Source organism: Bacteroidales bacterium (genome assembly GCA_035647615.1).
In the GTDB taxonomy this organism is placed as follows: Bacteria; Bacteroidota; Bacteroidia; order Bacteroidales; family 4484-276; genus SABY01.
Window position 1 is genome coordinate 1 of record DASRND010000011.1, and the last position, 12,910, is coordinate 12,910.

8 protein-coding genes are annotated in these 12,910 nt (G+C 46.0%); 2 read left to right on the forward strand and 6 right to left on the reverse strand.

Annotation, left to right across the window (positions count from 1 at the left end; genetic code table 11):
• A partial coding sequence (locus VFC92_04795; GenBank protein HZK07495.1) for a hypothetical protein occupies positions 1–2,817 on the reverse strand: 2,817 nt, incomplete at its 3' end.
• Positions 2,818–3,408: 591 nt separating this feature from the next.
• On the opposite strand from VFC92_04795, the gene VFC92_04800 reads away from it, so the two are divergent.
• Entirely contained in the window at positions 3,409–5,157 is a 1,749-nt protein-coding gene (locus VFC92_04800) for a chloride channel protein (GenBank protein HZK07496.1), read from the forward strand.
• A gap of 33 nt (positions 5,158–5,190) precedes the next feature.
• On the opposite strand, the gene VFC92_04805 is transcribed toward VFC92_04800, so the two are convergent.
• From VFC92_04805 to VFC92_04825, 5 genes are all read right to left on the reverse strand, one after another.
• Complete coding sequence (locus VFC92_04805; protein ID HZK07497.1) at positions 5,191–7,221, reverse strand: thioredoxin domain-containing protein; 2,031 nt, start codon at positions 7,219–7,221, stop codon at positions 5,191–5,193.
• 136 nt (positions 7,222–7,357) lie between these two features.
• Positions 7,358–8,311 carry a T9SS type A sorting domain-containing protein gene (locus VFC92_04810; protein HZK07498.1) on the reverse strand — a complete coding sequence of 318 codons (954 nt, stop codon included), beginning with the start codon at positions 8,309–8,311 and terminating at the stop codon, positions 7,358–7,360.
• Between the two features lie 106 nt (positions 8,312–8,417).
• Positions 8,418–8,834 carry a hypothetical protein gene (locus tag VFC92_04815; protein ID HZK07499.1) on the reverse strand — a complete coding sequence of 139 codons (417 nt, stop codon included), beginning with the start codon at positions 8,832–8,834 and terminating at the stop codon, positions 8,418–8,420.
• 12 nt (positions 8,835–8,846) lie between these two features.
• On the reverse strand, positions 8,847–9,248 hold the full coding sequence (locus tag VFC92_04820; protein ID HZK07500.1) for a hypothetical protein: 402 nt from the start codon (positions 9,246–9,248) through the stop codon (positions 8,847–8,849).
• A 2-nt stretch (positions 9,249–9,250) separates the two neighbouring features.
• Positions 9,251–9,811 (reverse strand): sigma-70 family RNA polymerase sigma factor, encoded by a 561-nt coding sequence (locus VFC92_04825; GenBank protein HZK07501.1) that lies wholly within the window; start codon positions 9,809–9,811, stop codon positions 9,251–9,253.
• Between the two features lie 307 nt (positions 9,812–10,118).
• Here VFC92_04825 and VFC92_04830 point away from each other — a divergent pair, with 307 nt between their 5' ends.
• Positions 10,119–12,890 carry an ATP-binding protein gene (locus VFC92_04830; protein HZK07502.1) on the forward strand — a complete coding sequence of 924 codons (2,772 nt, stop codon included), beginning with the start codon at positions 10,119–10,121 and terminating at the stop codon, positions 12,888–12,890.
• Positions 12,891–12,910 lie beyond the last annotated feature (20 nt).

Genomic DNA, 12,910 nt, shown 5'->3' on the forward strand with positions numbered 1-12,910 from the left:
GGTTGTCCAGCTGAATGAATTTGTGTGCGTCACCGTTCCGCTAAGGGTATAGGAATTCGTTTCGCAAATTTGTGCGTCGCTGCCAGCGTTGGCAGTTGCATTACGAATGATGGTAAGCGTTTTTGTGCTGGTCTTGGGCAGGCTGCAAGGGCTGATGGCATTTGCCTTCAATGTTAGCACCACGCTGCCGTTGTTTTTGTCGGCAACACCTGGTGTGTAGGTGGGTTTTAAAATAGTGGTGCTGTTAAAGGTGCCATCGCCATTGGTACTCCATAATAAAGCAGCGTAATTTGATGCGCTAGCATTCGAAAGCAGGTGAGGCGTAGTTTCGCAAATGGTAGCATTGGTACCGGCATTGGCCGCTACGGAACGTTGAATAGTCAGTTGCATGGCATCTGTCACTACACCCACACAAGGTGCGTTTGGTTGTGCTGTTAATGTAAGCGTAACAGCTCCTGCAGCTTTGTCAGCAGACCCGGGAGTGTATGTTGGGTTGGTAATATTGACATTACTAAAAGTGCCGTCACCGCTGGTGCTCCAGATAAAACTCGGCGAATAATTTACTGTTCCGCTAAGGGCGTAGGTATTCGTTTCACAAATTTGCTCATTAATGCCTGCGTTGACTGTCGCTTTCCTTATGATGCTCAGCGTGCGGCTGTCGGTTGCATTTACTGCACACGGGGAAATTGGTGCTGTGGTAAGCGTGAGTTGTACCGTTCCATTACTAATGTCGCTGGTGCCTGGCGTATAGTTAGGGTTAAGCGCTGCCGAATTTGAAAATGTGCCGTTGCCCGATGTACTCCATAAAACGTTGGAATAGCTGGTAGCAGCAGCGCCGGTTAATGTTACTGTTTGCCCCTGGCAAATGGTTACATCCGCACCTGCCTGCGCCGTAGGATTATCCTGAATGGTCACCGTCAGCGTATCTGAAGTAGCTGTTACGCAATAGGGAAGAGGAAAGACTGAAAGTGTCAGACCACAGGTTTTGTTTTGCCTGTCCAGCGGGCCGGGAAAATATTTCGGGTTCAGGATGGTCATGTTGCTAAAGGTTCCGTCGCCATTGGTCGACCAGTTGACGGGTCCGGCGTTCTGAACGGTAGCGTTCAGTTGCATGAAGTTATCAGTAAAACACATATTGCTGGCATTGTTACCGTATGAAATTATCTTGGGCAACTTTACCAGGGTAATGTTGACATTTTTGCTTGCAGGTGAGCAACCGCCTTGTGAATAAGCAGTGAAGGTGACGATGGTGCCGCCATTGTTTCTGTCGTTGGTTCCGGGATAGTATGTGGTGGCGAAGGTGGCAGGACTCGAAAAAGTACCATCACCTTGGGTAGTCCAAAATGTCGAGCTATAATGTGTAGCTAATCCCGTCAGGGAAACCGATTCATTTTCACAACTGGTTTTTGACGAAGGTGCACTGGCGGTTGGGCCGGGAACGTATGTAACATGAACAGCGTCACAAGAAGTGGCCACACAGGGGTTTAAAGCCTGCGAGCAGAACGTAAGCGTTACGCCATTTGAAAGGTCGCTGCCAGCACCAAAATATTGCGTTGTAGTGCTCGTTGGCGACGAAAAGGTGCCATTGCCACTAGTGGTCCATTGCATAGCACCATTGTATTGAGCTGTAGCTTGCAAAAACACATCTTCGTTGGTGCACACTGTTTTATCGGTACCTGCATTAACAATGGGGAGGCGAAGGATGGTTGCTACGAGGTTGTCCACAGCCACTTCATCGCATGGGTTTAGAGGCAACCCGGTAAGTGTGAGTACTGCCTGCCCGTTTACATTATCGAGCGTTCCGGGTGTGTAAGTGGTACTCAACACCGAAATTTTACCAAATGTACCATCGCCACTGGTAGTCCAAAGTGTCGCGATGGTATTTTCTGATGTGCCGTTAATCTGTAATACGTCATTGGCACACACAGAGGCATTGCTTCCGGCATCAACTACCGGATCGGCATTAACCAATACAGTAAGCTCGTGAGTTGATTGCAAGGCGCCATCATCCACAGTTAGATGATAGGTTGTGGTTTCTAGTGGTGAAGTAGGGGGAGGGTTTTGTGTAGTGTAATTAAATCCCGGAGGATCGGATGTCCAGTTGAAAGTGTACGGGCCGCCAGATCCTATAAACTCATTCCCCTTCAATACTATCTGATTGCCTTCGCATACGGGGTTGGCCGAGGAAGATATATAAAAATCGATATTCTCGATCGCCTGCATGTTCACTACTCTGGATAATCCCATTGATCCCCATTTCCCTTTGGATGGGAAGTCAGGGCTGACTTGATAAGCAATAATATCTACCAGATAATCCTTCATGTTCTCGAATGAGAAAAGTTTGAACGTTATATCCTCGTTCCATGCAAAACCATCTTTGATAGGGGTTTTGGGGTCGTCGCCGAAGAGAGGAAAGATAATCCCGGCTGTGTCTGTCCAGTGACCGGCGCCGGCACATTTAAGATTGCCATCCTCATCTTTAAAAAAACCACCAATGTAATCGTCTATTGCGATCGGAACATTGTTGATGCGCGGATTGGCTCCCAAAGTAACGTAAATCCCGTGCATGATATCCGTCTGTATGTAATTGTTCCAAATGGGTGGGTAGTTTTCCCCACGAAGCGTATCTGAGTCGAAATTATTTCTTAGGTCTTCGAGAATTTTCTGGTTTTCCGGTGTCGGTGTAAAGCGAATCTGTTGATCGGGGAAGTTGCTGAAAGATTGTCCCAATGCTGCGCCAACGAAGGGCTGTGATAACATCACAAAAAGTATCATAAAAACGCTGGGCATGATTGAGTTTAACAAGTCTCGTCTCATAATTTAAAATTTTTTAAATTGTTAATTGGTCTCTGATTAATAAAAGGAGTGTTATTTCACAGTTTAAAGTTCTAAAGTAAAAGTAGAAAACTTTTGAAAGTACAAGACTTTCGAGTACAGCATTTTATGAAATAACAACTCTTTTGTTCGTTTCGTTCCCAATGGCAAAAGTATTATTTTTTCTTAAAAGCATAATAAATACAATTTTTTTGCTACACACGTTTGTTTACATTGGTTTGCTTGCAAATCCTTGAATTTCTGACAGAAGCATTTTAGAGGCAAAAACGAGAAATAGATTGTAAATACAATTTTGTGATAAACTTTTCAAAAAATAATTCTCTGACGGTTAAAAGTAAAATGTGCTTGATCCAGACATTTCCAGTCCGGTTTAGTTTTTAAAATTTCCCTTTACAACGTCTTTACAAAGGCGAATATCTTGTTAAAAAAATTGTTTTGCTCTAAGCAAAATACCATTGAGCATTTAGGTATGTAAGTATTTAAATGATGGGTCATGCATGAAAAAAAGGAGTCTCCCAAATGAATTAGTATTTTCGCAGTTGTAAAATGAACATCAGGTTAATCATACGTAAAATGCGGAATTGGCGCGTGCGCCACGTTAAAGACCGGCAGCTGGTAATCTTCCTCAGCCTGATCATCGGCATACTTACCGGTATGGCAGCCATAGTGCTCAAAAATCTGGTGCATTACACGCATTATTTTATGACCCACGGCTTCGATTTCAAAGAGGAAAATTATATGTACCTGGCTTACCCGATGCTGGGGATTGGCCTCACGGTGCTTTTTGTGCGCTACATCATCCGCGACAATCTGGGGCATGGTGTGAGCAGAGTATTGTATGCTATTTCGAGCAACAAAGGCAAGCTGAAGCCACACAACACTTTTTCGTCGGTGATCGGAAGTTCGCTCACCATTGGCTTTGGCGGTTCGGTGGGCCTGGAGGCGCCTGTTGTGCTCACCGGTTCGGCCATCGGTAGTAACCTGGGGCAGTTGTTCAAGCTCAACCACAAGACTATCGTGCTGCTTATTGGTTGTGGAAGTGCAGGCGCCATTGCCGGCATTTTTAAAGCCCCCATTGCCGGGGTAGTATTTGCCATCGAAATACTCATGCTGGATCTCACCATGACTTCGCTCATACCGCTTTTGCTGGCTGCCGTTACAGGCGCGACAGTAGCTTTTTTCCTGTTGGGCAGCGATGTTTTGTTTTCTTTTCAGGTCACTACGCCCTTTCTTCTACACGACATTCCTTTTTATATTCTGCTGGGGATTGTTACAGGGCTGGTTTCACTTTATTTTACCCGTGCGGTAATGCGCATCGAGGGCTATTATAAACGTATCCATAGCACATGGTTGCGCATATTTTTGGGCGGCTCCTTGCTGGGCTTACTTATTTTTACCTTTCCATCACTCTTTGGCGAAGGCTACGAAGCGCTCGAAGAGGTGCTCACCGGAAATGGCGAAAGTATTATCAACCAAAGTATCTTCAGTGGCTTTATCGAAAACCATTGGCTCTTCCTTTTGCTGCTGTTGCTGATATTATTTTTTAAAGTAATAGCTACCAGCACTACCACAGGTATTGGTGGCGTGGGTGGCATCTTTGCTCCGTCGTTGTTTATGGGCGGTATCACTGGATTTTTCACTTCCCGTCTTATCAACACGATACCTTCGGTGTCAGTTTCTGAGAGCAACTTCTCGCTGGTAGGCATGGCCGGTATTATGGCCGGTGTGATGCACGCACCACTCACGGCGATATTTCTCATTGCTGAAATTACAGGCGGCTATGAGCTATTTCCACCTTTGATAATTACAGCCGCCATTTCTTATCTCACCATTATCTATTTTGAACCACATTCAATTTACACCAAACGTCTGGCACAGCGGGGTGAACTATTTACACATAATAAAGACAAAGCGGTGCTTTCGCTGATGAATGCCCGTAATCTCATCGAAACTAATTTTATCAGCATTCATCCCGATGCTATGCTTGGCGGATTGGTAAACGTTATTACCCAATCTACACGAAATATCTTTCCGGTAGTGGATGATGATGGAAACTTAGCCGGTCTCATTCTCATGGACAAAATCCGCAACATCATCTTTAAACCCGAGTTGTACGAAACCACCTTTGTGCGCGATCTGATGGAAACGCCCGATGTAACCGTACATCCCGACGAGCTGATGGCTGATGTGGTGCAGAAATTTCAGAAGACGGGCAAGTTTAACATCCCGGTGCTGGACGATGGCAAGTATATCGGTTTTATCTCAAGGGCCAATGTGTTCTCCGTCTATCGTCGTTTGCTCAAAGAATTTTCTGACGATTAACTTCCACTATCTACGAGTAAATCCTATTTTTTACTAATAAACAAGCAGTTGATGAGCTTCGGCTGACGTGGAAACCGGCGCCTGGCACATTTGATTTCGACAAACAAAAACCCGTAGATTATCTCCGGAAGTGCGTCCCTGAAAAATCGGTAGGCTGCTCTCTCCTTTTAATCTAAAAATCATCTTTGCAGGATAGGCATTTCGATAAAGCGCGTCAGCAGTTGCTGCGGGGTCATCGGCGCTTACTACAACCTCAAAATATTTGTGGAGATGATAAAAATATAGAATCGCCCAGTTGGCAAATGATCCCGGGTGGCTTTGGATGTGATGGGCCAGGCTGCGGGTCATAGCAGCAGCTAATTCTGAATAATGGCTGTTGCCGTCGATGGCAGCGAGTTTGAAAAGTACCGTCGCCATCATCGAATTGGAAGAAGGAATGACATTGTCAAAAATCTCTTTTTTACGCGCCACCAGATCCTGGCTGCTGTTGTGGGTAAACCAAAACATGCCGTCGGCGGGATCGTAAAAATGTTGAAGCGCATAGTCGGCCAGGGTTCGGGCATAATCAGCCCACACTTCGTTGCCGGTAACCTGAAATAGTTCGATAGCCGCATCGGTCATGCCGGCATAATCTTCCAGAAATCCGCTGATGGTTGTCACACCTTTTTTATAATTGTGCAACAGACGGCCATCGGGCTGCGTCATTTTACTGCTGATAACTTTGGCTGCTTTTAAAGCTGCATCCAGATAACGCTTGTCCTCGGCCAGCACCGAGAGTTGTGCCAGGGCTTTTATGGCAAGCGCATTCCATGAAGTTAGCGACTTATCATCCAGTCCCGGACGTGTGCGTTTGTTCCTCGCTTTTAACAAATTAAGACGTGCCTTATCCAGATTTTCGATAAAACGATCTTCATCGATTCCTTTTTCGTTAGCAAAATCGTCAACTGACCAGGGGCGCACCAGGATATTTTTACCTTCTTCCCAAAATCCTTGCTTTCCTACACCATAAAATTCAGCTATTACAGCAGTATCTTCTTGTAGCACTTCGTCAAATTCCTGTTGTTTCCACACATAATATTTTCCTTCTTCACCTTCGCTGTCGGCGTCGAGCGCCGAATAAAACATGCCTTCGGGCGAAGTGAGTTCGCGCAGGATAAAGTCGGCGGTTTCGGTGGCTACCTCCAGATATTCTTTTTTTCCGCTAAAGCGGAATGCCTCGGAATAAACGGTTACGAGTTGGGCATTATCGTAGAGCATTTTTTCAAAATGAGGAATCTTCCAGGCAGCATCCACCGTGTAGCGGGCAAAGCCACCGCCCAACTGATCGTAAATGCCCCCAGCTGCCATGCGGTCAAGTGTTAGCAGAAGTTGATTTTTATACTTTTCATCTTTCGAAAAATGTGCCCAATGCAGCAACAGCCGAAGTGTGTCGGGCATAGGAAATTTAGGTGCGCCGCGGCTGCCGCCATTTACAGCATCTGCATTTTTCATAAATCCGTGCATGGCGTTTTCTAAAACTTCATTTCTAAAAGAATCTTCTTCGCCTGCGGGTTGTATCAAATCACTTTTGTTGATCCCATTTAAAATCTGATCGGCCTGCTCTTGCAGCAGATCACGGTTGTCGGCAAAGAGCTTTACAATATCCTTCAGAAGCTTCTCCCATTGCTCTGGCCGGAAATAAGTTCCGCCATAAAACGGCCGCCCGTCGGGCAGAGCAAAGCAATTGAGCGGCCATCCTCCACTGCTGTGCAGCAATTGCACGGCATTCATGTACACAGCGTCAACGTCGGGACGCTCCTCGCGATCGACTTTTATACAGATAAAATGATCGTTCATCAGGGTGGCCAGTTGCTCGTTTTCAAAAGTTTCGCGTTCCATCACATGGCACCAGTGGCAAGCCGAGTAGCCAATGCTAATGAGCAGCATCCTGTCGAGATCGCGCGCCTTTTGGAGCGTCTCGTTGTTCCAGGCGTGCCATTGCACCGGATTGTGCGCGTGTTGCAGCAGATAAGGACTTGTTTCGTCGATCAAAGCGTTGGTGTGGCGGTGTGTGGGAGGGTTCATATTGGTGATTATATTATTAAAACAAACAACCACCACAGGGTGGAAATGTTTGGCCGGTGCAATGAAAAAACAAAAAAGGCGCTGCACTGCTGCAACGCCTTTCGTTTTTTTAAAGGATTTACTTTTTAAAGATGAATTACCGTACCACCAGTCGGCGAACCCATTGGTCGCTGCCGGTATCGATTCTTACAAAATAAACTCCCGGCCGAAAATCTTTGAGACTAATGTTGTGAGTAAACTGACCTTTATCGGCTTGCAGCTCCTTGCCGCTCCACACCGGATTGCCAGTTCTGTCGGTGATGCTGATGAGGATTTTTTCGCTATTCTCAACATCAAAAAACACTTGTACATTGTCGGTTGCCGGATTGGGAAACAGGTTGATGCTGGTGTTGTCTGCCGCATCTACTGCAGCTTGCGGCCAGGGCTGTGAAGTGTCCCAAAGCAAATACCCGGTAGGTGAAAATGGACATATGCCGCGCATTCCTGCACCGGCACCACGGCCATATCCCTGACCATTCATCCGGTTGCCGGAGCCGTAACCCTGACCATTCATTCGGTTGCCGCAACCATAACCTTGCCCATTCATCCGATTGCCACCACAACCTTGCCCTCTGTATCCGCGTCCACCATATCCATAGCCGTAGCCCGTGACAGCGGAGGGGCGGTAATTGTCGAGAATGTTGACGATAGCATCGAAATAGTTGTCGGCGATCTCATCGGCCTGCAGTCGCAGATTCTGGATTTTTGTGCGGTTTACACGTATCTGCTGACGTTCGGCAAGCGTGGGTGTATAGTTAGAATTGTTGTCGAACATTTGCTGCCGCTGCTGCCAGTTTTGGCTTTGCAACGAATGAAGCTGGGTTCTGATTTCTGCCAGCCTGGTTTTATCAGCCGGTGTTAGTTGCTTGTCGAAAGCATTGCGCTCGACGCCAAGCTCCTGCAAAAGTTCCTGGTTAGGACAATCTTCGGGATTGGTATAATATCCATACGGACAGTTACCAAAATTTCTTCCCTGTCGGTTTTGGGCTTCGGCATTAGAAACACCGAAAATCATCATTGCTATTGCAATCAAAAAAACTTTACTTTTCATTGTGTTTATTTTTTAAAGGTTATTGTAATCGTTTCGTTCAGTGGTTAGACAACCTGATGCTGACATTTATTCCATTTAATAAATATTTGGGTGGTTCTCCGCAGAGTTATTGCCAGTTGCGATGGCGCTGACCACGGCCCGGTGGTGGTCCCCGGCGTCCTCGTCCTTGCGGGCCGCCACGGAAATTCTCATGTGCGTTTTGTATCCACTCTATCTGTTCTGCTGAGAGATATGGTTGCAGCTCGTCGATCATCTCCTGATGCAGCTGTTGCATGTTTTGACGCGACTGCGAAACATTTTGGTTGGCCAGCTGTGCGTACTTTTCCAGGATGGGCTCAATTTTTTCGGCCTGCTGCGGATCGGGATTGATGTTTCGGATCATGCCATATCTAAAAAAGTTGTAGCTGCCCTGACTCACAAAGGTGTCGAGACGCTGACGCGTGATTTGCGCATTGGTGAGAAACCCGATGGCAAATCCGATGAGTAGCGTAGCTATGATGATGATGATTGATTTGGTTTTCATACCAATAAAATATTATGGGTTGTAAAGAATAAAATCAGAAAGATAAGCAGGCTGCAACTGTTCCACTCCCAGCAGTGTGTCGATGGAGAAGGTGTTGCCGCCAGCCAGTGCTATGAGCAGCAGGACGACGGCAGCTGCTAACATGGGCAAGGCTAAGCGCTTAAAAGCGAATGCCATTCCCTGCGCAAGCGTAGCTTCTTGCAAGTTTTCGAGGCGGCTCATCACCCGGGTTGCAAAAAATGGCCGGAAAGGCAGGGCAGCTTCTGCCACTACTGCGTGCAATCTGCGTAGCTTTTCGGCTTCAGCCTGCAAAGCTTCGTCGGCTTGCAGCCATTGGTTGAGCTGCTGTTGCTCCTCCGCCGACAACTCTCGGTTGAAGGAATCAATGACCAATTGCAATTTTTTCTTTTCCATGATTATTCGATTATATTTTTCAACAAATCTTTTAGTTTTTCCTGTGCCCGCGACAATCGCGAAAGCACTGTGCCCTGAGGCACTTTGAGTATCTGCGCCGTTTCTCTGGTGGAATAGCCTTGCAGCATGCGCAGCACCACCACGCTTCTGAACTTTGGCTCCAGCTTTTGCAATGCCTGATGCACCAGCTCACGTGTGTCGCGCTGTTCGCCCTCATCAAGCGTGTCGCCAAAGGCAGCAAGCCCTTCGTCGTCGTCAGGTTTGGCAAAGAACATACGGCGGCGTTTCCTGCTTTTCAACTCATTGAGCGAAAGATTGATGGCGATACGTGTGAGATAGGTGGACAACGCCGCTTCGCCCCTGAAATCATCGATGGCACGATAAAAACGGATAAATACATTCTGACCTACATCATCTGCGTCGTCGCCAACACCGAGCATTCCGTTGACGGTAGCAGCCACCACCGATTCATGGCGGCGCACCAACTCACCGAAAGCTGCCTGGTCGCCCTGCTTCACCTGTTCAATCAGTTCATGGTCGTGGATTTCGTTAGTCGTTGTCAAAGTTCGCTTCAGTATTTATTGGTTTGACAGCCGAAAGGTAGTATTTATTCCGCCAACAGATAAAACAACGAAAAACTATCTTTTCGTAACGGCGCATTGACACAAGTTTTTATTATCAAAATAGAAATGCTCAGGGGGTGTCGTGGATGCATTGCGATTGTTGTCAATTATTATTTTCAATACTTTTGCCCGCATTAAAAAAGGCGTTGGATGCTTCTTTAATGACAAATAAAAATAAGCTACAAGTTACTGTTCTTTTGCAGGCGGCACGCAGGATGTCACCTTTGGATTATAATGATACTACACGATGGCAATAGCATTGATACTCTATCTCAGCCCACTTGACAAAGAAACCCTCGATGTACTTTTCAGCAGGTCTTTGGGCAAAAACAACTACCTGCATCTTCAGCATCCGGGATCCACACGGGCATTGGATTCCACGCATGAAACTCAATTCGTAATTCTTTCAGCGGCACAGCATTCCTCCGCGCTCGACGATGCCTATGCGCATTTTATGTCATGCTGCTCACCCGGCACTTTGGCTGTTTTGGCTACCAGTGATGAGAATAATTGTTTCGGCTTATCCACACATAAATTTGACCTGGTGATTTGCAGTGTTGACGGATTGCAGGCTCTTGCAAGAATGATTAGAAGGGATAGCAAATCGATGGATGAGATCGAGAAGCTCCGCCAATACCAGCGCCGGTATAAATCGGTGATGGAGAGTTTGCAGGGATGCTATTTTAGTTGTCACAACGATAGCAACTGGACCATGATTGAGCTGAATTCTAAATTTAAAAAGATTACCGGATATTCTGTCGACGAAGTCATCAATAACAAGCATCTTACCTTCTCCGATCTGATATTTCCGCAGGATCGCGAAAATGTATGGTTGCAAATACAGCAGGCCATCAAAAAACATAAGGCTTATGAGGTGGAGTATCGGTTGAAGACCGCCAGCGGACAAACCAGATACATTTATGAAGCAGGTTTTGAGAATCGTTTTAATGAACATGCCGCAGTGATTGAAGGTATTTTGATGGATGTTACTTACACACGGCGCCTTGAATTGCAACTCGAAGCGGTAAAAAAAATCATGCTTTTAGTGCATAAAACGAAGAGCCTGAGAGAACTGATCGGGAATATAAAAGATGCGTTGGCAGCAGTTATCCCGAATGGTAGCTGTTATCTTGCTTTTTATGATCGCGATGCCAAAACTTTTATGCTGCCGGTGGAAAAAAATGGAGAGGCTTATTTTCAAAAGCAAGAGGTGGATAAAACACTCGATTCGATGGTCGTTTTTCGCAATCGCACCATTATGCAAAGGGGGAATGAAATTTTAAAACTAAAACGCCAGGGAAAACTGCGCAACGATCACTCTGAGCCTAAAGTTTACATAGGGGTGCCACTGTTGATTGACGGAAAAGCGCATGGCATTATTTCCATCCAAAGCTTCGAAAACGAAGAGTCTCTGCACGATAACGATCGCGCTATGTTAGAATTCATTGCTTTACAAATTGCTGCAGTGATGGTTCACAAAGTGGTTACTGACGAAAACAGTATTTTGATCGACGCGCTCCAACAAAACCCTGAGGCCATTATGATTATTGACCTCGATGGCCGCATCATTTATGCAAACCAGCATGCTTTGCTTAATAGCGGTTTAACAGAGAAAAAGATTATCGGATCACTGCCGGCCATCCTGGATTCCAAATACAATAACGTGGTTCAGATAGAGCAGATTTGGGATGCACTTCATAGGCATAAGCAATGGGAGGGAGAGTTTGAGAATAAAAATGCCGACGACCAAGTGTTCTGGGATTTTGCCCTGATAACGCCTATTAAGAATTCTCAGAATAACGTGACGCATTATGTTTACGTTCAGGAACGCCTCACTGAGCGTAAGAAAACTGAAGCCGAGCTTATCATCGCACGACGTCGCGCCGAAGAAAGCGATAAACGCAAAGCAGCATTTCTTAGCAACATGTCGCACGAAATCCGTGAGCCCATGAATGCCATCCTGGGTTTTACCGAAATGTTGGCAGGCGATCAATTTGCTCTACAGGAACATGAGGAATTTATTAAGCTGATTCTCGAAAACGGTCATAAACTGATCAATACCCTCGACGAAATTATTGATATTGCAAAGATTGAAACCGGGCAGTTCCGCATTGAAGCAGCCAAATGCTCAGCCAATAAGATTTTGGATGATAATTTTCACATCTTAAAGTCTTTACAACATAAATATGAGAAAGAAAACCTGAAGCTCATTGCCCGTCAACCTCATGACAAGGAGAATGTGGTTTTTGTTTCCGACGCCCGCCGCATCAATCAGGTGTTGATCAACCTGATGGAAAATGCACTTAAATACACTTTTGACGGCTTTATTGAAATCGGGTACAAGATAATGCACGAAGAGGTTGCCGAACACATCTGTTTTTATGTAAAAGATAGCGGTACTGGCATTGCCACTGAGCGAAAGGAGCTGATTTTTGACCGGTTCAGGCAGGCTTCCGAAAACTATATGAATACACAAAGTGGCAACGGGTTGGGGTTGGCTATCTCGCGCAATGTAGCGCATCTGATGGGAGGCGATTTGCGGGTAGAATCGGCCATAGGAAAAGGTTCGGAGTTTTGCTTTATCCTGCCACTTAAGCGTGCCATGTCCGGGTTTGTTGAGCCATCTCAGCCAAAGCTACAACCAGGTGATATGGTCTGGCCCGAAAAAACTGTACTTATCGCCGAAGACGAAGATTCCAATTTTACCTTGCTCGAAATAATGTTACAAAAAACAAAGGTAAAGATTCGTCGCGCCTACAACGGGAAGCAAGCAGTGGATTACGTGATTGGCGGAAACAAAGTTGACCTGGTGTTGATGGATGTGCGCATGCCTTTGATGAACGGCTATCAGGCTACTGAGCACATCAAGGCTTATAATCCGAAATTGCCTGTAATTATGCAAACGGCTTTTGTTATGGCCGACGACCGCAACACAGGATTGGCTGCAGGTTGCGATGAGTATCTGGCCAAACCCATTCGTGCCAACGAAATTTACCGGCTGTTGCAGAAGTTTCTGTAAAAGCAAACAGGCACTTACCT

Bases quoted from the DNA above. Each gene is read 5' to 3' on its own strand.
- VFC92_04800 (HZK07496.1), top strand. From the start codon at position 3,409: ATGCGGAATTGGCGCGTGCGCCACGTTAAAGACCGGCAGCTGGTAATC.
- VFC92_04805 (HZK07497.1), bottom strand. From the start codon at position 7,221: ATGAACCCTCCCACACACCGCCACACCAACGCTTTGATCGACGAAACA.
- VFC92_04810 (HZK07498.1), bottom strand. From the start codon at position 8,311: ATGAAAAGTAAAGTTTTTTTGATTGCAATAGCAATGATGATTTTCGGT.
- VFC92_04815 (HZK07499.1), bottom strand. From the start codon at position 8,834: ATGAAAACCAAATCAATCATCATCATCATAGCTACGCTACTCATCGGA.
- VFC92_04820 (HZK07500.1), bottom strand. From the start codon at position 9,248: ATGGAAAAGAAAAAATTGCAATTGGTCATTGATTCCTTCAACCGAGAG.
- VFC92_04830 (HZK07502.1), top strand. From the start codon at position 10,119: ATGGCAATAGCATTGATACTCTATCTCAGCCCACTTGACAAAGAAACC.